At 61.5% G+C, this 19,710-nt stretch carries 17 protein-coding genes and 1 other RNA gene; 2 read left to right on the top strand and 16 right to left on the bottom strand.

Going from position 1 to position 19,710, the window contains the following annotated elements:
• Positions 1 to 8: 8 nt before the first annotated feature.
• The 16 genes from ftsA to rsmI all read right to left on the bottom strand — a co-directional run bounded on the left by ftsA (position 9) and on the right by rsmI (position 17,291).
• Positions 9 to 1,268, bottom strand: coding sequence for a cell division protein FtsA (gene ftsA / locus V5E99_RS14265; RefSeq protein WP_046048247.1), 1,260 nt, complete (start codon positions 1,266 to 1,268; stop codon positions 9 to 11).
• A 15-nt stretch (positions 1,269 to 1,283) separates the two neighbouring features.
• Positions 1,284 to 2,078 carry a cell division protein FtsQ/DivIB gene (locus tag V5E99_RS14260; RefSeq protein ID WP_499802990.1) on the bottom strand — a complete coding sequence of 265 codons (795 nt, stop codon included), beginning with the start codon at positions 2,076 to 2,078 and terminating at the stop codon, positions 1,284 to 1,286.
• A gap of 79 nt (positions 2,079 to 2,157) precedes the next feature.
• Entirely contained in the window at positions 2,158 to 3,126 is a 969-nt protein-coding gene (locus V5E99_RS14255; RefSeq protein WP_499802989.1) for a D-alanine--D-alanine ligase, read from the bottom strand.
• Positions 3,123 to 4,547 (bottom strand): UDP-N-acetylmuramate--L-alanine ligase, encoded by a 1,425-nt coding sequence (murC, locus tag V5E99_RS14250; RefSeq protein WP_499803046.1) that lies wholly within the window; start codon positions 4,545 to 4,547, stop codon positions 3,123 to 3,125. The genes V5E99_RS14255 and murC overlap by 4 nt, the downstream gene beginning before the upstream one ends.
• A gap of 28 nt (positions 4,548 to 4,575) precedes the next feature.
• A complete protein-coding gene (gene murG / locus V5E99_RS14245; RefSeq protein WP_499802988.1) occupies positions 4,576 to 5,646 on the bottom strand; it encodes an undecaprenyldiphospho-muramoylpentapeptide beta-N-acetylglucosaminyltransferase in 1,071 nt (356 codons plus the stop codon).
• Positions 5,636 to 6,853, bottom strand: coding sequence for a putative lipid II flippase FtsW (gene ftsW / locus V5E99_RS14240; protein ID WP_499802987.1), 1,218 nt, complete (start codon positions 6,851 to 6,853; stop codon positions 5,636 to 5,638). Before ftsW ends, murG begins: the two co-directional genes overlap by 11 nt.
• The gene (gene murD / locus V5E99_RS14235; RefSeq protein ID WP_499802986.1) at positions 6,850 to 8,196 is read right to left on the bottom strand and encodes a UDP-N-acetylmuramoyl-L-alanine--D-glutamate ligase; all 1,347 of its coding nucleotides are present in this window, start codon (positions 8,194 to 8,196) and stop codon (positions 6,850 to 6,852) included. Before murD ends, ftsW begins: the two co-directional genes overlap by 4 nt.
• Positions 8,197 to 8,201: 5 nt before the next feature.
• Positions 8,202 to 9,284 carry a phospho-N-acetylmuramoyl-pentapeptide-transferase gene (gene mraY / locus V5E99_RS14230; RefSeq protein WP_499802985.1) on the bottom strand — a complete coding sequence of 361 codons (1,083 nt, stop codon included), beginning with the start codon at positions 9,282 to 9,284 and terminating at the stop codon, positions 8,202 to 8,204.
• Positions 9,284 to 10,651, bottom strand: a complete 1,368-nt coding sequence (locus tag V5E99_RS14225) for a UDP-N-acetylmuramoyl-tripeptide--D-alanyl-D-alanine ligase (RefSeq protein WP_499802984.1) — start codon at positions 10,649 to 10,651, stop codon at positions 9,284 to 9,286. Before V5E99_RS14225 ends, mraY begins: the two co-directional genes overlap by 1 nt.
• On the bottom strand, positions 10,644 to 12,107 hold the full coding sequence (locus V5E99_RS14220; RefSeq protein WP_499802983.1) for a UDP-N-acetylmuramoyl-L-alanyl-D-glutamate--2,6-diaminopimelate ligase: 1,464 nt from the start codon (positions 12,105 to 12,107) through the stop codon (positions 10,644 to 10,646). Before V5E99_RS14220 ends, V5E99_RS14225 begins: the two co-directional genes overlap by 8 nt.
• Positions 12,107 to 13,849, bottom strand: coding sequence for a peptidoglycan D,D-transpeptidase FtsI family protein (locus tag V5E99_RS14215; RefSeq protein WP_123410157.1), 1,743 nt, complete (start codon positions 13,847 to 13,849; stop codon positions 12,107 to 12,109). Before V5E99_RS14215 ends, V5E99_RS14220 begins: the two co-directional genes overlap by 1 nt.
• Positions 13,846 to 14,139 (bottom strand): cell division protein FtsL, encoded by a 294-nt coding sequence (ftsL, locus tag V5E99_RS14210; RefSeq protein ID WP_499802982.1) that lies wholly within the window; start codon positions 14,137 to 14,139, stop codon positions 13,846 to 13,848. The genes V5E99_RS14215 and ftsL overlap by 4 nt, the downstream gene beginning before the upstream one ends.
• Complete coding sequence (gene rsmH, locus V5E99_RS14205; protein ID WP_499803045.1) at positions 14,136 to 15,077, bottom strand: 16S rRNA (cytosine(1402)-N(4))-methyltransferase RsmH; 942 nt, start codon at positions 15,075 to 15,077, stop codon at positions 14,136 to 14,138. The genes ftsL and rsmH overlap by 4 nt, the downstream gene beginning before the upstream one ends.
• Before the next feature lie 2 nt (positions 15,078 to 15,079).
• Entirely contained in the window at positions 15,080 to 15,535 is a 456-nt protein-coding gene (mraZ, locus tag V5E99_RS14200; protein WP_008147486.1) for a division/cell wall cluster transcriptional repressor MraZ, read from the bottom strand.
• 444 nt (positions 15,536 to 15,979) lie between these two features.
• Positions 15,980 to 16,333: RNase P RNA component class A (gene rnpB / locus V5E99_RS14195), an RNA gene on the bottom strand.
• Between the two features lie 76 nt (positions 16,334 to 16,409).
• Positions 16,410 to 17,291 carry a 16S rRNA (cytidine(1402)-2'-O)-methyltransferase gene (gene rsmI, locus V5E99_RS14190; RefSeq protein ID WP_499803044.1) on the bottom strand — a complete coding sequence of 294 codons (882 nt, stop codon included), beginning with the start codon at positions 17,289 to 17,291 and terminating at the stop codon, positions 16,410 to 16,412.
• Positions 17,292 to 17,491: 200 nt separating this feature from the next.
• Between rsmI and V5E99_RS14185 the strand changes: the two genes are divergently transcribed.
• Both V5E99_RS14185 and V5E99_RS14180 read left to right on the top strand, forming a co-directional pair.
• On the top strand, positions 17,492 to 19,309 hold the full coding sequence (locus tag V5E99_RS14185) for a penicillin-binding protein activator (RefSeq protein ID WP_499802981.1): 1,818 nt from the start codon (positions 17,492 to 17,494) through the stop codon (positions 19,307 to 19,309).
• Positions 19,255 to 19,671 carry a YraN family protein gene (locus V5E99_RS14180; RefSeq protein ID WP_499802980.1) on the top strand — a complete coding sequence of 139 codons (417 nt, stop codon included), beginning with the start codon at positions 19,255 to 19,257 and terminating at the stop codon, positions 19,669 to 19,671. Before V5E99_RS14185 ends, V5E99_RS14180 begins: the two co-directional genes overlap by 55 nt.
• Positions 19,672 to 19,710: the final 39 nt, after the last annotated feature.

Below are 19,710 nucleotides of genomic sequence, written 5' to 3'. Positions count from 1 at the left end.
GTAAATCTTTAGAAGTTGCCTTGTACCCAGCTCTTGATGCGATCGAGCAAGGCGGCTTTCGGTTCTTCATTGCTGTAGCTGTCGCGGCTGCTGATGCCCGAGAACGAAATCCCGTCGGACTGCTTCTGCAGGCCGTACATCAACAAGCCAACGCCAGTGGAATAAATCGGGTTGCGCACCACGTCATCCAGGCCCTTGACGCCATGGGGCACGCCCAGGCGGACCGGCATGTGGAAGATCTCTTCGGCCAGTTCGACCGCGCCTTCCATTTTCGACGTACCGCCGGTCAGCACGATGCCGGCCGGGATCAGGTCTTCGTAGCCACTGCGGCGCAGTTCGGCCTGGATCAGCGTGAACAGTTCGTCGTAACGCGGCTCGACCACTTCGGCCAGGGCCTGGCGGGACAGTTCGCGCGGTGGACGGTCGCCAACGCTCGGGACCTTGATGGTTTCACCGGCACCGGCCAGTTTGGCCAGGGCGCAGGCGTAGCGAATCTTGATCTCTTCGGCGTACTGGGTCGGAGTGCGCAACGCCATGGCGATGTCGTTGGTCACCTGGTCGCCCGCAATCGGGATCACGGCGGTGTGACGGATCGCGCCTTCGGTGAAGATCGCGATGTCGGTGGTACCGCCGCCGATATCCACCAGGCACACGCCCAGCTCTTTCTCGTCGTCGGTCAGGACCGAGTAGGCCGAAGCCAGTTGCTCGAGAATGATGTCGTCGATTTCCAGACCGCAGCGACGCACGCATTTTTCAATGTTCTGTGCGGCGTTGACGGCGCAGGTCACCACGTGAACCTTGGCTTCCAGACGTACGCCCGACATGCCCAGAGGCTCACGAACGCCTTCCTGGTTATCGATCACGTAATCCTGCGGCAGGGTGTGCAGCACGCGCTGGTCAGCCGGGATCGCCACGGCCTGGGCGGCGTCGAGCACACGCTCGAGGTCGGCGGCGCTGACTTCGCGATCACGAATCGCCACGATGCCGTGGGAATTCAGGCTGCGGATGTGATTGCCGGCCACGCCGACGAACGCCGAGTGAATCCGGCAACCGGCCATCAGCTGCGCTTCTTCGATGGCGCGCTGGATCGATTGCACGGTGGACTCGATGTTCACCACCACGCCCTTCTTCAGGCCACGGGACGGATGAGTGCCGATCCCGACAATTTCCAGCGTGCCGTCGTCCGAGACCTCGCCGACCAGCGCCACCACTTTGGAGGTGCCGATATCGAGACCGACGATCATTTTGCCGCTTTGCACGTTTGCCATGGGTCCTGCCTCTTCTTAATTCTTCGCGACAGCGGGTTGGGCTGTCGTGGGCGCTACAGGTTCCCGCCAGCCAACAGCGAGGCCGTTGGCGTAGCGCAGATCGATGCGCGCAATGTTCGTAATCTGTTCTTTAAGCGTCTTGTCGTAGATGGCAATGAAACGGCGCATCTTTTCCACCAGGTTGCCGCGTCCCAGCAGCAGTTCGATCCCGGGGCCGGCACTGCCGGCGCCAGTCGTCAGGAACCAACTGCCTCGTTCACGCAATTCCAGGCGTGCAATCGAGAAGCCCAATGGCCTGAGCATCTGGCTCAGCACCTGGTATTGCTGCATGACTTGCTGCTGGGCCCGCTGTGGGCCGAACAGTTGTGGCAAGTGTTCGTAGTTCGCCAGTTCCTTGGGCGTAAACGCCTGACCCTGGTTGTTCAACAGCGATTCATCGCCCCATCGGGCCACCGGCAATTGCTCTTCCAGGCGAATGACCACCTGATCCGGCCATACCCGCCGTACTTCGGCGTGGGCAATCCATGGCATCTGTTCCAGCTCGGTGCGCATGCTCGCCAGGTCGATAGTGAAGAAGCTCGACGCCACGTAAGGGGCGATCCGCTGCTGCACCGCTTGCTGGCTGATGTAACTCAAATCGCCCTGCACGTTGATCTTGGTGATCGGCCGGTCGGCGTAGGGCAGCAAACGCTGCGCGCCTTCATAAGTACCGAAGCCCAGCGCGACCAGCAGCACCGGCCAGAACAAGGCTTTGAGAAAACCAAAATTGGCTTTCGGCAGGCGCGCGGACATCGGCTCTTTGGCCACCATTCGGCTGGCACCCCGCGGCACCGGCTTGCGGCCGGGTGGTGCGGGGGGCTGATGTCTCAGCTGTGCGCCTTGCATGGTCTTAACCTCGCGGCTCGTTATTGCCGGCAATGCTGGCGGCCAGAATCGCCAGTACCAGTTGCTGGAAATCCAGACCGGCAGCACGGGCCGCCATCGGCACCAGGCTGTGATCGGTCATGCCCGGTGCGGTGTTGACTTCCAGGAACCAGAACTGCCCGTCGGCGTCCTGCATCACGTCTGCCCTGCCCCAACCGGCGATACCCAGCGCCTCACAGGCTTTCGCCGTGAGGTCCATCAGTTCTTTTTCCTTGGTGCTGTCCAGGCCACACGGAATGCGGTACTGGGTGTCATTGGCCACGTACTTGGCGTCGTAGTCGTAGAAGCTGTGCGTCGTGCCCAGGGCAATCGGTGGCAACACCTGGTCACGCAGGGTGGCGATGGTGAACTCCGGACCTTGAATCCATTGCTCCACCAACACTTGCGAATCGTAGGTAGCGGCCGCTTTCCAGGCGTCGATCAACTCGGACGTGGAACTCACTTTGGCCATACCGATACTTGAACCTTCATGGGCCGGTTTGACGATCAAAGGGAAGCCCAGTTCCGTGGCCGCCGAAATACAATCGGCCTCCGAACTCAGTACCGCGTGGCGTGGCGTCGGAATCCCGAGGCTGTGCCAGACCTGCTTGGTGCGCAGCTTGTCCATGGCCAGTGCCGAGGCAAGAATGCCGCTGCCGGTGTACGGAATGCCCAGGCATTCGAGCAGGCCCTGCATGCTGCCGTCTTCACCGCCACGACCGTGGAGAATGATGAAGGCGCGATCAATTTTTTCGTTGAGCAGACGCTGCAACAGGTCATCGCCGACGTCGAGGCCGAACGCATCCACACCCGCGCTTTGCAGCGCCGCGAGAACGGCATTACCCGATTTCAGCGAAACCTCACGCTCGGCACTTTTGCCACCGAACAGCACGGCGACCCGACCGAAGTCTTTCGGCGCGATCGTGGAGACGAGGTTGGCGTAGGCAGCAGTCATTTCAATTTCCCCACAGCCGGTGCAGCAACGGCACCGGCGAACAACGGACTGTTCAACAGTTTCGGTGCGAGACCGCCGATATCACCGGCGCCCTGGCACAGCAGGATGTCGCCGGCACGCAGCAGCGGCTTGACGATCGGCGCCAGGTCAACACCGCGCTCGATGTAGATCGGGTCCAACTGACCGCGCTGACGGATGCTGTTGCACAGCTTGCGGCTGTCGGCGCCCGGGATCGGTTCTTCACCGGCCGGATAGACTTCCATCAGCAGCAGGACGTTGGCGTCGGCCAGTACATTGACGAAATCGTCGTACAGGTCTCGTGTGCGGCTGTAACGGTGCGGCTGGTAAACCATCACCAGACGACGCTCCGGCCAGCCACCGCGCACGGCTTTGATCACGGCGGCGACTTCGGTCGGGTGGTGACCGTAGTCGTCCACCAGCATCACGTTGCCGCCCTCGACCGGCAGTTCGCCGTAGACCTGGAAGCGTCGGCCGACACCCTGGAACCCGGACAGGCCCTGAACGATGGCTTCATCGCTGACGCCTTCGTCGGAGGCAATGCAGATGGTCGCCAGGGCGTTCAATACGTTGTGGTTGCCCGGCATGTTGACCGAGACATCCAGCGGCTCGCGGTCAGGGCGCAGCACGGTGAAGAAGGTCTGCATGCCTTGCTGGCGCACATTGATCGCGCGCACGTCGCAGTCGTCGCCAAAGCCGTAGGTGACCGTCGGGCGTTTGACCAGGGGCAGGATTTCACGCACCACCGGATCGTCCAGGCACACCACCGCCAAACCGTAGAACGGCAGGTTGTGCAGGAACTCGACGAAGGTTTTCTTCAGTTTGTTGAAGTCGCCGTCGTAGGTCGCCATGTGATCGGCGTCGATGTTGGTGACCACGGCCACCAGCGGTTGCAAGTGCAGGAAGCTCGCATCGCTTTCGTCGGCTTCGGCGATCAGGTAACGGCTGGTGCCGAGCTGGGCATTGGTGCCCGCGGCATTCAGACGGCCACCGATGACGAACGTCGGGTCCAGGCCACCGGCCGCGAACACCGAAGCGATCAGGCTGGTGGTAGTGGTTTTGCCGTGGGTACCGGCGACGGCGATGCCATGGCGGTAGCGCATCAGCTCGGCGAGCATTTCGGCGCGCGGTACGACCGGAATCCGGCGTTCCAGGGCAGTGGCGACTTCCGGGTTGGAGGTGTTCACGGCACTCGACACCACCAGCACGTCGGCGGCCGCCGCGTTTTCGGCGCGGTGGCCGATGAAAATGTGCGCGCCGAAGGATTCCAGGCGCTCGGTCACCGGCGAAGCCTTGAGGTCGGAACCGGACACGTCATAGCCCAGGTTCAACAACACTTCAGCAATGCCGCACATGCCCACGCCGCCGATACCGACGAAGTGGATTTTGCGGATGCGGCGCATCTCCGGTTGCGGCATGGCTTTCTGATTCTCAACCATGGGCCACCTCCAGGCAGGTGTCGACGACGTTACGGGTAGCATCGGGTTTCGCCAGTCGGCGGGCCGCGTTGGCCATGTCATTGAGTCGTTGCGGTTGCATCAGGACCTCTGTCAGGCGTGCGGCAAGATCTGCGGCGCCAGTCGTTCTTTGCGGCATCAGGAAGGCAGCGCCTTCACGGGCCAAATATTCGGCGTTACGGGTCTGGTGATCGTCGATCGCGTGGGGCAAAGGCACCAGCATCGAGGGCAGACCGGCGGCGGCCAGTTCACTGATGGTCAATGCACCTGCACGGCACACCACCAGGTCGGCCCAGCCATAGGCTTGGGCCATGTCTTTGATGAAAGGCTGCACTTGCGCCTCGACGCCAGCCTCGCGATAGCGCTGCGCAGTCACTTCATCGTGGTTTTTGCCGGCCTGATGAAACACCTCCGGGCGCAGGTCGACGGCGACTTGCGACAGGGCTTCAGGCAGCAACTTGTTCAACGGTTCTGCGCCCAGGCTTCCGCCCAGGATCAGCAAACGCGCCTTGCGACCGGCCAGGGCCGGGCGCGGTGTTTCGAGGAACAGCTCGGTGCGCACCGGGTTACCGGTGGTCCGACGGCTGTCCGACAGGGTAAAGGTGTCGGGGAACGCTTCACAGACTCGGGCGGCCAACGGCATCAGCAACCGATTGGCGGTACCGGCGACGGCGTTCTGTTCGTGAACGATGACCGGCACGCCGGACAATTTGGCAGCGACGCCACCAGGACCGGTCACATAACCACCGAAGCCAACTACGCACACTGGACGCAACCGGCGAATGATCGCCCGCGCCTGCCAGATCGACTTGAGCAACATGAACGGCGCCTTGAGCAGCGACAGCTTGCCCTTGCCGCGCAAACCGCTGGCATTGATGCGATGCAGTTCCAGGCCAGCGGCCGGGACCAGGTCGTTCTCGATGCCGCGCGGGGTGCCGAGCCAATGCACGGTGTAACCCCGGGCCTGGAACTCGCGCGCGCAGGCCAGTGCCGGGAACACGTGCCCACCGGTGCCGCCCGCCATGATCAATACGTTAGCGCCCATGGGGTGGCTCCTCAGCGAAGTCACTTTCCTGGAACTCCATCTCTTCACTGCCCAGGTGAGTCCGGCTCTCCCACTCGATGCGCAGCAACAACCCGAGACAGGCACAGCAAATCACCAACGAACTACCGCCATAACTGAGGAACGGCAGGGTCAGGCCCTTGGTCGGCAGCAGGCCGACGTTCACCCCGATATTGATCAGGAACTGACCAATCCACAGGAACGACAAGCCGTAAGCCACATACGCGGCAAAGAACTGCTTGGCCTTCTCTGCCCACAAACCGATGTACATGCCGCGAATACACACAAAGACGAACAGCGCGACGGTGCACAGCGAACCCACCGCGCCCAGTTCTTCGGCCAGGACCGAGAACACGAAGTCGGTGTGAGCTTCCGGCAGGTAGAACTGCTTCTGCACGCTGTTGCCCAGGCCAACGCCCAGCCATTCGCCGCGACCGAACGCGATCAAGGCTTGGGACAACTGATAACCGGCACCGAACTGGTCAGCCCACGGGTCAGCGAAGTTGGTCAAACGCGCCATCCGATACGGCTGCACCTGAATCAGCAACACCACCGCCGCCACCGCCAGCACCACCATCAAGGAGAACCGGAACAGCCCCACGCCCCCGAGGAACAGCATCGCCGCCGCCGCGCCCATCATGACGACCGTGGCACCAAAGTCCGGCTCCATCAGCAACAGGCCCGCCATCGGCAGCAGCACGATGAACGGCTTGAAGAAGCCCATCCAGCTCTCGCGCACTTCTTTCTGGCGCCGCACCAGATAACCGGCGAGGTAGATCACCACGAACACCTTGGCGATCTCGGACGGCTGCACGTTAAAGAAGCTGAAACCGATCCAGCGCATCGAACCGTTCACTTCTCGGCCGATGCCGGGGACGATCACCATCACCAGCAAACCGAACGCACCAATCAGCATCAGCCAACCCAGGCGTTGCCACGTGGCGATCGGAATCATCATGGTGACGATGCAGGCACCCAGGCCCAGCAGGATGTAGATCAAGTGGCGAATCATGTAATACAGGGCGCTGCCCGACTGCGCCGCCGCCACTTCGGTGGAGGCCGACGCGATCATCACCAGCCCGAGACCGATCAAGGCCAGGCAACCGGCGAGCATCGGGAAATCGAGGTCGATACCGCGCCCGGTGATGATCGGCGATGGATACGGCTTGATGATATTTCGCAGGCTCATGCCAGATCCTCCACAGCGCGGACGAACTGGTGACCACGGTCTTCGTAATTTTTGAACATGTCGAAACTGGCGCAGGCCGGCGACAACAGCACCACATCGCCCGGTTTCGCAACGGCGCGGCATTGTTCTACCGCTTCGACCAGCGAACCGACGCGAATCAGCGGCACGGCGTCGCCAATGGCCTCGCCGATCTTGTCGGAATCGCGGCCCATCAAAATGACGGCGCGGCAGTTGGCCGCCACCGGATCACGCAGATCCTTGAATTCGGCACCCTTGCCGTCGCCACCGGCGATCAACACGACCTTGCCGTCGATGTCCGCGCCCAGGCCTTCGATGGCCGCCAGCGCGGCCCCGACATTGGTGGCTTTGGAATCGTTGTAGTAGCCCACGCCATCCAGGTCACGGACCCATTGGCAACGATGCTCAAGCCCGGCGAAAGTACGCAGGCTCGACAGCATGGCGTCGAACGGCAGGCCCACGGCGTGGCCCAGGGCCAGTGCCGCCAAAGCATTGGACTGGTTATGGGCGCCACGAATCTTCAATTCGCGCACCGGCATCAGGTTCTGGAATTCGAAGGCCAGGTACTTCTCGCCGTCTTCTTCGCGGATACCGAATGCCTTGAAATCGGGTTTGCTCAAACCGAAGGTCCAGCAAGGCTGGCCCTCGCCGATCAACGGACGGCTCAGGGCGTCCTGGCGGTTGACCACAAACTGCTTGGCCCCACGGAAGATCCGGTGCTTGGCCAGGTGATACGCCGGCAGGCCGCTGTAGCGGTCCATGTGGTCTTCGCTGACGTTGAGCACGGTCGCCACTTCGGCGCCGAGGTGATCGGTGGTTTCGAGCTGGAAGCTCGACAGTTCCATCACGTACAGCTCGACGTCATCGCTGAGCAGGTCCAGCGCCGGCGTACCGAGGTTGCCGCCGACCGCCACACGCTTGCCCGCCGCAGCAGCCATCTCGCCAACCAGGGTGGTGACGGTGCTTTTCGCATTGGAACCGCTGATCGCCACAATCGGCGCCTTCGCGTTACGCGCGAACAGCTCGATGTCGCCGGACAACTTCACGCCACGAGCCGCCGCCGCTTGCAGGGCCGGGGTCGCCAGCGCCAGGCCGGGGCTCACGTAGAGCTCGTCGGCACGGCACAGGAACTCGACGTCCAGCTCGCCACAACGCACTTCCACGTGCGGATAGTCACGCTTGAGCGTGGCCAGTTCCGGTGGATTTTCCCGCGTATCGGCCACGGCAAACGACGTGCCCCGGTTCGCCAGGAAGCGAACCAGGGACATGCCGCTCTTGCCGAGGCCGACAACGATGCGGAAGTGGTCAGAAGCGATCAGAGACACTCGTTCTACCTCAGCTTCAGGGTGGCAAGGCCGACCAGTACGAGAATCACGGTGATGATCCAGAAACGGACAATCACGCGCGGCTCGGGCCAGCCCTTGAGTTCAAAGTGGTGGTGAATCGGCGCCATGCGGAATACGCGGCGCCCGGTCATTTTGAAGGAGGCCACCTGGATGACCACCGACAGGGTTTCCATCACGAACACACCGCCCATGATGAACAGGACAATTTCCTGACGGACGATCACCGCGATGGTGCCCAACGCGGCGCCCAACGCCAGCGCACCGACGTCGCCCATGAAAACCTGGGCCGGATAGGTGTTGAACCAGAGGAAGCCCAGGCCCGCACCGATCAACGCGCCGCAGAACACGATCAGCTCGCCCGCGCCCGGCACATAAGGGATCAGCAGGTATTCAGCGAATTTCACGTTACCGGACAGGTAGCAGAAGATCCCCAGACCACCGCCGACCATCACGGTCGGCATGATCGCCAGGCCGTCGAGGCCGTCAGTCAGGTTGACCGCGTTGCTCGAGCCGACAATCACGAAATAAGTCAGGACAACGAAGCCTGCGCCCAGCGGAATGCTGTAGTCCTTGAGCATCGGCAGGATCAGGGTGGTTTCCACCGGAGTGGTCGCGGTCATATAAAGGAAGAGCGCCGCGCCCAGGCCAAACACCGACTGCCAGAAATACTTCCAGCGGCTCGGCAAGCCACGGGAGTTTTTCTCGATGACTTTGCGGTAGTCGTCGACCCAGCCGATGGCGCCGAACAGCAAGGTCACCAGCAACACGGTCCAGACGTAACGGTTACTCAGGTCAGCCCAGAGCAACGTGCTGACACCGATGGACGACAGGATCAGCGCGCCGCCCATGGTCGGGGTGCCGGATTTGGACAGGTGCGATTGTGGACCGTCATTGCGAACGGACTGGCCGATCTGACGGTTCTGCAAAGTGCGGATCATCCACGGGCCATAGCACAGCGACAAAACCAGCGCGGTCAGCACACCGAGAATCCCGCGCAGGGTCAGGTACTGAAAGACCGCGAAGCCTTTGTAGAACTGTTGCAGATACTCCGCTAGCAGCAGCAGCATTAATGTTTCTCCAGACTGGACCCGCACAAAGCGGCGACGATGTTTTCCATCGCAGCGCTGCGCGAGCCCTTGATCAAAATAGTGGTGTTTGTGTCTTGCTCGGCGCCCAGCGCTTCGATCAGCTCAGCCTGAGTGCCGAAGTGGCGGGCCTGCGGACCGAATGCGTTCACTGCATGAGCCATCATTGGCCCGACTGCGTAAAGCGCAGATACCTTGCCCCGGGCGTACTCGCCCACGTCGCGGTGCCCCTGCTCCGCCCAGTCGCCCAACTCGCCGATATCCCCGAGCACCAGAACGGTGCGGCCGGAAAAGCCGGCGAGTATATCAACGGCGGCGCACATCGAGGTGGGGTTCGCGTTGTAAGTGTCATCAATCACGCGCATGCCGTTGGTCGCCAGTTGCGCGACGGTACGGCCCTTGACCGGTTGCACCGCGCCCAGGCCCGTGGCGATGCCGAACAGCGACACGCCCAAGGCATGTGCGGCAGCGGCGGCGGCCATGGCATTGGCGACGTTATGGGTGCCGAGCAGGTTCAGTTGAACCCGCTCCACACCTTCAGGACTGTGCAGGTTGAACGCCGGGCAACCGCGGGCATCGCGGCTCAGGTCGCTGGCATAGAAGTCGGCGCTTGGGTTGTTCAGCGCGAAGGTCAGCACTTTGCGACCGGCAGCGCGGGTCTTCCAGATGCCGAATGCCTTGTCGTCGAGATTGAGCACGGCAATACCATCGGCCGCCAGCCCTTCAATAATCTCGCCCTTGGCTTCAACGATTTTGTCCGGCCCGCCGAACTCGCCCACGTGAGCGGTCCCGGCGTTGTTGAGGATGGCTACGTGGGGCTTGGTCATCGCCACGGTGTAGGCAATTTCGCCAAGGCGCGAAGCACCGAGTTCGATCACGGCGGCGGTGTGTTCCGGTGCCAGCTCGAGCAGGGTCAGCGGCGCGCCGAGGTCGTTGTTCAGGTTGCCACGGGTCGCCAGTACCGGACCGCGAGTGCGCAGAATGCTCGCGAGCATTTCCTTGACCGTGGTCTTGCCGCTGGAACCGGTGACTGCCGCGACCGGGCCGGTATAAGCCGCACGGTTCAGCGCACCCAGTTGACCGAGGGCCTGACGGGTGTCCTTGACCAGCAATTGCGGCAGCGTGCTGTCGGCGACTTCGCGCTCGACCAATGCGGCCACGGCGCCTTTACCGGCAACGTCATTCAGGTAGTCATGACCATCGAAGCGCGGACCGGTCAGGGCAATAAACAGTTGGCCGGGTTTGATCGCACGGCTGTCGATGCTGACACCGTCGAAACTGGCGTCAGCCGCCACTAGCCGAGCATTCAACGCGCCGGTCAATTCGCTGAGCTTCAACGCTTTAAGCATGGGCCACCTCCCAAGCGGTCAAGGCGTGATCGGCCTCGACCAGATCGGAGAAGGCGTGGCGCTCACCGTTGATTTCCTGATAGTCCTCGTGACCTTTACCGGCCAGGACAATCACATCATCGGCGGTCGCACTGGCAATCAGTTGGGCAATCGCCTGACCACGGCCAGCGACGAAGGTGACTTTATCCACAGCCGCGAAACCGGCGCGGATGTCATCGAAAATCACCGAGGGGTCTTCGGTACGCGGGTTGTCGTCGGTGACGAGTACGCCATCGGCCAGACGCTCGACCACTTCGGCCATCAGCGGACGCTTGCCGCGATCGCGATCACCGCCACAACCGAACAGGCACAGCAACCGACCCTTGGCGTGTGGACGCAGGGCCAGCAAGACTTTTTCCAAGGCATCCGGGGTGTGGGCGTAATCGACCACCACCAGCGGTTGAGTCCCGCCACCGAGGCGCTGCATGCGGCCGGCCGGGCCTTCGAGTTTCGGCAGGACCTTGAGGATTTCGTCCAGCGCATAGTCGAGGCCGAGCAAGGCACCGACGGCAGCCAGTACGTTGCTCAGGTTAAAACGACCGAGCAAGGTGCTGCGCAAATGGTGCTCGCCCTGCGGCGTGACCAATGTGGCGCGCACGCCTTCGTCATCGAACTGCGCTTCACGGCAATAAAGGTAGGCACTGGAATCTTCCAGGCTGTAGGTGATCAAGCGCGACTCACGTTTATCAGCAGCGAGTTCGCGGCCAAATTCGTCGTCGAGATTGATCACCCGGCATTTCAAATCATTCCAGGCAAACAGCTTGGCCTTGGCTTCGCCGTAGGCCTGCATGGTGCCGTGGTAGTCCAGATGATCCCGGGACAGGTTGGTCAGCACCGCCACATCGAACGCCAATGCGGTCACACGGCCCTGATCCAGGCCATGGGAAGACACTTCCATGGCCACGGCTTTGGCGCCGGCCTTCTTCAGGTCGGCAAGGGTTGCTTGCACGGCAATCGGGTTCGGCGTGGTGTGCAGGCCGCTTTCCAGCGCGCCGTAGAAACCGGTGCCCAGGGTGCCGACGATGCCGCAATGCTGGCCGAGCAGGTCAAGGGCCTGGGCGACCAATTGGGTCACGCTGGTTTTGCCGTTGGTGCCGGTCACGCCCACGAGGTTCAGGTGACGGCTCGGGTCGCCATAGAAGCGCCCGGCGATGTCCGACAGCTGCGCTGCCAGGCCTTTGACCGGAATCAAAGGTGCATCGGTGATCGGCAGCACGGTGGCGCCATCGACTTCATAAGCCACGGCCGCCGCGCCGCGCTGCAACGCGTCGGCAATGTGCGCGCGACCGTCGAATTTGCCGCCAGGAACAGCAAGGAACAAATCGCCAGCCCGGACATTACGGCTGTCCAGGGTCAGTTCGCGGATCAACAGATCACGACCGGCATGGGCGAAAATCTTGTTCAGACTCAGAGACATCAGCCGCGCCCTCCATTGGCTTTCAGCGGAACGACCGGGGTTGCATTAGCTTGTTGGGTCGGTGGCAGGTTGTCCGGGGTGATGTTCATCAGACGCAAGGTCCCGGACATCACTTTGCTGAACACCGGTGCCGAGACCAGGCCGCCGAAGTAACCGGCCTTGCTCGGCTCATCGATCACCACCACGATGGCAAAACGCGGATCGCTCATCGGGCCGAAGCCGGCGAACAGCGAACGGTAGGAGTTCTCGGCGTAGCCTTTGGAGCCCACCGACGTCTTACGTGCAGTACCCGACTTGCCGGCCACGTGATACGCCGGCACCTGCGCACGGAATACACCGCGCGGGGCCTCGATCACCTGGGTCAGCATGCCTTGCATGGTTTTGGCGACGTTTTCCGGGATCACCTGGGTGGTCTGCGGTGGCTTGTCGGTTTTGATCAGGGTCAGCGGTGCGATACGACCGTTGTTGGCCAGTGCCGAGAAGGCGTGAACCAACTGGATCGCCGTCACCGAAATACCGTAGCCGTAGGACAGCGTGGCGGTTTCAGCCTTGCGCCATTCGCGGTAGTTCGGCAGGTTGCCAACGCGCTCGCCCGGGAAGCCCAGGCCGGTGTCCTGGCCGAGGCCGACTTTCTGCGCCAGACGGAAAATGGTTTCGCCGCCAATGTCGAAGGCGACCTTACTCATGCCGACGTTACTGGAGTTGATCAGGATGCCGGTCAGGTCGAGCACCGGGCCTTCGGTCTTCGAGACGTCCTTGATGGTGTATTTACCAATCTGCAAACTGCCCGGGTACACCTCGACGGTATCGCTCGGCTTCCAGCGCCCGGTTTCCAGGGCCGCACTCATGGAGATCGCTTTCATGGTCGAACCGGGTTCGAACACGTCGATCATCGCGCGGTTACGCATCATCGCCGGTTGCAGGTTGCGACGGTTGTTCGGGTTGTAGGTCGGCTGGTTGACCATAGCGAGGATCTCGCCGCTCTTCACGTCCATGATCACCAGGCTGCCGGCCTTGGCGCCGTTCTCAATGATCGCGTTACGCAGTTCACGGTTGGCCAGGTATTGCAGGCGCAGGTCAATGGACAACGCCAAGGGCTTTCCGGCCTTGGCGTTTTTGGTGACCTGGACATCCTTGATCAGTCTGCCGCGCCGATCCTTGATGACCTGTCGCTTGCCGGCGACCCCGGCCAGCCATTCGTCGTAGGCCAGCTCGACGCCTTCGCGCCCGTGATCGTCAATGTCGGTAAAACCGACCATGTGCGCGGTGACTTCGCCGGCCGGGTAGAAACGGCGGAACTCTTCGATGCCGTAGACACCGGGCACTTTCAGGTCGAGCACCGACTGGCCCTGCTCGGGGGTCAACCCGCGCACCAGATAAATGAACTCTTTGTTGGCCTGGGCCTCAAGACGCTCGGCCAGGGCTTTCGGGTCTTGCCCCAGCGCCGCTGCGAGTGCTGGCCACTTCTCTTTGGCCAGTTGCATTTCCTTGGCGTTGGCCCATAGGGTAGTGACCGGAGTACTCACGGCCAATGGCTCGCCGTTACGGTCGGTGATCAGACCACGGTGAGCCGGAATAGGAATGTGACGAACACTGCGCGCGTCGCCCTGACCTTTGAGGAAGTCACGGTCAACCACTTGCAGGTCGATGATGCGCCAGCAGATCGCAGCCACCATGACACCGAGCAAACCCAGCACCACGCGGAACCGCCAAGGAAACAGTGCGCCTTCGAGTTTCATCATGGCGCCACCATCCGTACTTCAGCGGCGCCCGGGATGCGCATCTTCAGTTGTTCGGTGGCCAGCACTTCGATACGGCTGTGGGCGGTCCAGGTGCTCTGCTCGAGAATCAACCGGCCCCACTCCGCCTGCGCCTTGTCGCGCACGCTCAGTTCGTTGTACAGCGAGTTCAGCAATTGACGGTTCCAATGGGCGCTATACGACACGCCGATGGCCGACACGAGCACGCCCACAAACAGCAGCATCATGAAAAAGCTTCCGCCGGGCAGGGGCTTGGCGAAAAGCTTGCTCACCGCAGCTTCTCCGCGACGCGCATGATGGCGCTCCGGGAACGTGGGTTGGCTTTGAGTTCGGCCTCGGAGGCGGACTGCGCTTTGCCATGGACTTTGATTTTCGGTTCGAAGGCGACGTGGCGCACCGGCAGATTGCGCGGCAGGTTGTCGGCTTCACCTTTTACCAGTTTGCGCATGAACAGTTTGACGATGCGGTCTTCCAGGGAATGGAAGCTGATCACGACCAGACGACCGCCGATCTCCAGGGATTCCAGTGCGGCTTCGAGGCCGGCCTCCAGATCGCCCAGTTCGTTGTTGACGTGAATACGCAGGCCCTGGAACGCGCGAGTAGCCGGGTTCTTGCCCTTTTCCCAGGCAGGGTTGGCGACTTTCAGGACTTCGGCCAGGTCAGCAGTGCGCTCGAACGGCTTGATGTCGCGACGCTCGGCCACGGCACGGGCCATGCGGCCGGAGAAACGCTCTTCGCCGTACTCCTTGAACACCCGGGCGATTTCTTCCACCGGCGCGCTGTTGACGAATTCTGCGGCGCTGATCCCGCGAGACGGGTCCATGCGCATGTCCAGCGGACCATCGTTGAGGAAACTGAAGCCGCGCTCAGGGTCGTCGAGCTGGGGCGAGGAGACGCCCAGGTCGAGCAAAACGCCGCTGACCTTGCCGGCCAGACCGCGCTCGGCGACTTCCGAACCGAGCTCGGCAAAGCTGCGCTGCACAACGACAAAGCGGCCGTCTTCGGCCGCTAGCGTTTGCCCGGTGGCAATCGCTTGAGGATCTTTATCGAATCCAAGCAACCGACCATCGGGACCGAGCTGGCTGAGGATCAACCGACTGTGTCCGCCGCGTCCGAACGTGCCGTCCAGATAGCAGCCATCAGGACGTACGGCGAGAGCCTCCACGGCTTCGTCAAGCAGTACGGTGATGTGGTTAAAGCCGCTATCAATAGTCACAAGATCAAATCACGCAGTTCATCAGGCATGGCGCCCGGTTGTTGAATAGCAGCCAGGTCAGCGGCAGAAACCGCATCCCAGGCATCCTCGTCCCATAATTGGAACTTGTTCAGTTGGCCTACCAACATTGCGCGCTTATCCAACTTGGCATATTCGCGCAGACGCGGCGGAACCAGAAAACGACCACTGCCATCGAGCTCGAGGTCGACGGCATTACCAATCAGTAAACGTTGCAGGCGGCGGTTCTCTTCGCGAAGCGAAGGCAGTGCGCGCAGTTTGGTTTCAATAATTTCCCACTCATCGAGGGGATAAACACACAAACATGGATCAACGGCATCGATGGTGACGATTAGCTGACCGGAACTACGCGAAACCAACTCGTCACGGTACCGGCTCGGCATAGCGAGACGGCCCTTTGCATCGAGACTGATAGCGTTAGCTCCGCGAAACACGTCAGCGTTTCTCCAATTTTTAGCGTTTTGAGCTCAAAAAACCCACTTCATGCCACTTTCCGCCACTTGCGCACACTATAGGAATGCCCCTACCGCACCGTCAAGGCGCGGATTAAAGGAAAAGCCTTACAGAACGGAGATTTAGGAGCACAACAGGAGGGGTAACGAGAATCTGGCGTGGGTTTTCGCCCAATAACTTGAATCAGCACGGACAGCTGCGTTCGAAAGTTAAAGTAATTTGTTAAGAGTAAGATTTTTTCGGTATTAGAAGAGGGGGTCTGCTGGTGTTTATGTAAGGAGGGAAATCGATGTCACGGGGAGGTCCTTCTATGCCTGCCAAAGCAGGCTAATCGATATCACCAAAACCCTCCACCCGTATTACGTGAAGAGGGAATTTGCTACTACCGATGCCCTGCTCAATCATTCAAGCAGGGAGAGAAAAAGGTGGAGAGTCGATCTGTAAGCCGGGTTCTGTCTTGAACAGTCATTCGTCTACGATGGCCATCACTGGACATCTTTAGCAACCTACCCGGTCCCAGCGCGGGCCACGCCTTGGGACCCTATTTGGTCTTGCTCCAAGTGGGGTTTACCTAGCCACGAACTGTTGCCAGACGTGCGGTGCGCTCTTACCGCACCTTTTCACCCTTACCGGCGCCGAAGCGCTTAGGCGGTTATTTTCTGTGGCACTTTCCGTAGGCTCACGCCTCCCAGGCATTACCTGGCACTTCGCCCTATGGAGCCCGGACTTTCCTCCCCCCCCTAATTTTCATAGAGGGCAGCGACTGTCCAATCGACTCTCCGGCGCGAAGGTTAACGGCAGAGCGGCCGAAGAACAAGCGCTAAACGCCGTTGGCCGCTCCTGCGCGTCGGGTTTTCATTCGCCCTTCTGCTGATCCAGAGCAACTTGGTAGAGCACATTCTTGCGCTCGCCGGTAATTTGCGCGGCCAGGGCGGCGGCGCGTTTGAGCGGCATTTCTTCGAGCAACAGGTTGAGGATGCGCATGGCTTCGCTGCTGACCGCGTCTTCCGCCTCCGGCGCCGACCAACCGGCCACCAGCACCACGCACTCGCCGCGCTGCTGATTACTGTCGGACTCGACAAATTCGCGCAACTCGGCGAGCGGCAAACCCTTGAGGGTTTCAAAAGTTTTGGTGATCTCGCGGGCCAGCAACGCAGGGCGCTCGCCGCCGAACACCAGCTCCATGTCTTGCAGGCATTCAAGAATGCGATGCGGGGCCTCGTAGAAAATCAGCGTGCGCGGTTCTTCCTTGACCAGCTCCAGACGCGCCCGACGCCCCACAGCCTTGGCCGGCAAGAAGCCCTCGAAGATGAAGCGATCCGATGGCAGGCCCGCCGCCGAGAGCGCAGCGATCAAGGCACACGCCCCCGGCACCGGCACCACGTTGATCCCCGCCGCGCGCGCCTGGCGCACCAGGTGATAGCCCGGATCGGAAATCAGCGGCGTACCGGCATCGGAAATCAACGCCACATCGTCGCCGGCCAGCAGACGCGTGATAAAGCGGCTACCTTCATCCCGTTCGTTGTGTTCATGGCAAGCGGCAAGCGGCGTCGGAATGCCGAAGTGCTGCATCAAGCGCTGAGAGTGCCGAGTGTCTTCGGCGGCAATCAACGCCACCTCGCGCAGGATTTTCAGCGCACGGGCACTGATGTCGTCCAGGTTGCCGATGGGCGTCGCCACCACATAAAGCGAGCCAGCAGCGGAATTCAAAGCACCTGGAGCAGTCAAAGCGCACACCTCATGATCGGTAAAAGTCGCCATTGTAGCGCGTAGATGCATTCGCGATACGCCCTACCCGCCCTTGGTTTTTCGGCCTTTTGTGCAGTGCTGCAACATTTACACGAGCTAAATCGACAGTTTCACGCCAGTAACATCGCGCCCCGGCCAGTGCTTGGGTACAATTCCACGCTAATTTGATCGAGTATCAGGAACACTACATGATCGCTTGCCTGCGGCTGTTCACTGCCCTCTGCCTCGCTGCCTTGCTGGCGGCTTGCGCCAGCTCGCCCTCCTCCAGCCTTGGCGAACTTCCACGGACCCCGGATGCCAGTATCGAGCAACTGCTCGAACAGGCCGCCCAGAGCAAAACCCCGGACAAGGCAGCCTTGCTGCGCTTGAGCGCGGCGGATCTGGCCTACCGTCAGGGCAATGCCGGCCAGTCCGCGCAAATCCTGCAACAAGTGCCGATGGAACAACTCAAGCCTGGCCAACAGGTCTTCGCCAGTACGCTGGCGGCGGAACTGGCCATGGTGCGCAACCAGCCCAAAGCGGCGCTGACGGCCCTGAGCCACCCGAGCCTGCAACGCCTGGGCGAATTGCCGGTCGAACAACAAGTACGCACCGGCACCGTTCATGCCCGCGCTCTTGAAGCCGACGGCCAGACCCTGGCCGCCGCACGCGAGCGCATCTTTATTGCGCCAATGCTTGAAGGCGAAGCTGCAAGCAAGAACCACGAAGCGATCTGGACCCTGATCGCCTCCCTGCCTACCGATCAATTGCAGCCGACCACCACCGACGACCTCGGCGGCTGGATGGGCCTGGCCCTGGCCGTGAAAACCGCCGGCACCCTGGAACAGCAGCAAGCTGCGATCGACAACTGGCGCGCGCAGAATCCAAAGCACCCGGCCGCACTGCAATTGCCGCTGCCACTGACCAAACTCAAGGAACTGGCGAGCCAGCCCCTGAGCAAAATCGCCCTGCTGCTGCCTCAAGCCCCCGACAGCCCGCTGGCCGCCGTCAGCAAGGCCCTGCGCGAAGGCTTCATGGCCGCACACTACCAGGCGCAACAAGCCGGGCAGAAGCCGCCAGCCATCGTGTTTTATGACACCTCGAAACTGACCTCGATGGACGAGTTCTATCGCAAGGCCCAGGCCGATGGCGTGCAACTGGTCGTTGGTCCGCTGGAGAAGCCGCTGGTCAAGCAGCTCAGCGCTCGCCCGCAATTGCCGATCACCACCCTGGCGCTGAACTACAGCGAAGGCGAACAAGGTCCGCCGCAACTGTTCCAGTTCGGCCTTGCGGCTGAAGACGAAGCTCGTGAAGTGTCCCGTCGTGCTCGCGCCGATGGCCTGCACCGCGCCGCCGCCATGGTGCCGAAAGGCGAATGGGGCGACCGTGTACTGAAAGCGTTCAGCCAGGACTGGCAAGCTAACGGTGGCAGCATCGTCGCCATCGAACGCGTTGACCAGCCGGTGCAACTGGCCCAGCAGATTGCCGACATGTTCCAGTTGCGTCAGAGCGAAGGCCGCGCCAAGTCCTTGCAGAGCACCGTTGGCTCGCAAGTGGCCGCACAACCTTCCCGTCGTCAGGACATCGAGTTCATCTTCCTGGCGGCCACCCCGCAACAGGCGCAACAGATCAAACCGACCCTGAACTTCCAGTACGCCGGTGACGTGCCGGTTTACGCGACTTCCCACGTGTTCAGTGCCAGCGGCGACGTCAACCAGTACAACGACATGAACGGCGTGCGCTTCTGCGAAACCCCGTGGTTGCTGGATGCCAATGACCCGCTGCGCAAACAGGTCACCGCACAATGGCCACAGGCCGGTGGCAGCCTTGGCCGCCTCTACGCGATGGGTGTCGATGCCTATCGCCTGGCGCCGCGCCTGGGCCAGCTCAAGGCCTTGCCGGACAGCCGCATCGAAGGTGAGTCGGGCAGCCTCGGCATGACCCAGAACCAGCGTGTAGTCCGTCAGTTGCCATGGGCGCAGTTCGTCAACGGTCAGGTTCAACGCCTGCCGGACACCCCGCGCTAATGCCTGACAGGTCACGCCAGCAAAGCGGCAAGGATGCCGAGCGCCATGCGCTCGAGCATCTTCAACAACAGGGTCTGCGCCTGCTGGCGCAGAACTGGTTGTGTAAACGCGGCGAGCTTGATCTGGTCATGCTTGATGGCGATACAGTAGTATTCGTTGAAGTCCGCTACCGAAAAAACACTCAATGGGGTGGCGCGCTCGACAGCATCGATGAACGCAAACGGCAGAAACTGATTTTCGCCGCGCAGTATTTTCTTCAGCGCGAGTCGCGTTGGGCCAATTCCCCTTGCCGTTTCGACGTGGTTGCCATCGACAGCAACCTTGATCAGTTGAACTGGTTGCAGAATGCCTTCGACAGCTGATCGCTTGCACCCCGAACCGGACACCTTCACCCGACACTT

Origin of the sequence: Janthinobacterium sp. LPB2021202312-11-4, assembly GCF_037049705.1 — a bacterium.
In the GTDB taxonomy this organism is placed as follows: Bacteria; Pseudomonadota; Gammaproteobacteria; order Pseudomonadales; family Pseudomonadaceae; genus Aquipseudomonas.
The sequence above is the reverse complement of the archived record's forward strand: the minus strand, read 5'-3'. Positions and strand labels throughout refer to the sequence as shown.

What these genes read in the sequence shown, in the direction of transcription:
- V5E99_RS14255 (WP_499802989.1), bottom strand. Translation starts at nt 3,126, where the DNA reads ATGACTGCTGCCTACGCCAACCTCGTCTCCACGATCGCGCCGAAAGAC.
- V5E99_RS14260 (WP_499802990.1), bottom strand. Translation starts at nt 2,078, where the DNA reads ATGGTGGCCAAAGAGCCGATGTCCGCGCGCCTGCCGAAAGCCAATTTT.
- V5E99_RS14225 (WP_499802984.1), bottom strand. Translation starts at nt 10,651, where the DNA reads ATGCTTAAAGCGTTGAAGCTCAGCGAATTGACCGGCGCGTTGAATGCT.
- V5E99_RS14215 (WP_123410157.1), bottom strand. Translation starts at nt 13,849, where the DNA reads ATGATGAAACTCGAAGGCGCACTGTTTCCTTGGCGGTTCCGCGTGGTG.
- murG (WP_499802988.1), bottom strand. Translation starts at nt 5,646, where the DNA reads ATGGGCGCTAACGTATTGATCATGGCGGGCGGCACCGGTGGGCACGTG.
- ftsA (WP_046048247.1), bottom strand. Translation starts at nt 1,268, where the DNA reads ATGGCAAACGTGCAAAGCGGCAAAATGATCGTCGGTCTCGATATCGGC.
- V5E99_RS14220 (WP_499802983.1), bottom strand. Translation starts at nt 12,107, where the DNA reads ATGTCTCTGAGTCTGAACAAGATTTTCGCCCATGCCGGTCGTGATCTG.
- V5E99_RS14180 (WP_499802980.1), top strand. Translation starts at nt 19,255, where the DNA reads ATGGGCGCAGTTCGTCAACGGTCAGGTTCAACGCCTGCCGGACACCCC.
- murC (WP_499803046.1), bottom strand. Translation starts at nt 4,547, where the DNA reads ATGCGCCGCATCCGCAAAATCCACTTCGTCGGTATCGGCGGCGTGGGC.
- ftsW (WP_499802987.1), bottom strand. Translation starts at nt 6,853, where the DNA reads ATGAGCCTGCGAAATATCATCAAGCCGTATCCATCGCCGATCATCACC.
- mraY (WP_499802985.1), bottom strand. Translation starts at nt 9,284, where the DNA reads ATGCTGCTGCTGCTAGCGGAGTATCTGCAACAGTTCTACAAAGGCTTC.
- V5E99_RS14185 (WP_499802981.1), top strand. Translation starts at nt 17,492, where the DNA reads ATGATCGCTTGCCTGCGGCTGTTCACTGCCCTCTGCCTCGCTGCCTTG.